This is a genomic window from Pantoea sp. Fr-CA_6 (assembly GCF_024520895.1).
GTDB lineage: Bacteria > Pseudomonadota > Gammaproteobacteria > Enterobacterales > Enterobacteriaceae > Pantoea > Pantoea agglomerans.
This window is the reverse complement of sequence record NZ_JALNPO010000069.1, coordinates 1-231: the sequence shown is the minus strand read 5'-3', so window position 1 is coordinate 231 and position 231 is coordinate 1. Positions and strand designations below refer to the sequence as shown.

Below are 231 nucleotides of genomic sequence, written 5' to 3'. Positions count from 1 at the left end.
CAATAAGGAAATTTATGGTAACACTCTATCTTGCTTCCGGTTCACCGCGTCGTCGTGAGCTGTTAACTCAACTTTGGCTGACATTCGAGCTCATCGTGACTGACGTTGAAGAGCAGCGTCAGCCGAACGAAGAGGCGGAAATCTATGTCCGCCGTCTGGCCAATGATAAAGCGCAGGCGGGGGTCAACCTGGACGCGCAGGATCTGCCGGTGCTGGGCGCGGATACGATTG

At 54.5% G+C, this 231-nt stretch carries 1 protein-coding gene; it reads left to right on the top strand.

Annotation, left to right across the window (positions count from 1 at the left end; all coding sequences use genetic code 11):
* Positions 1 to 14 precede the first annotated feature (14 nt).
* A partial coding sequence (locus NR201_RS22645; RefSeq protein ID WP_256850204.1) for a Maf family protein occupies positions 15 to 231 on the top strand: 217 nt, incomplete at its 3' end.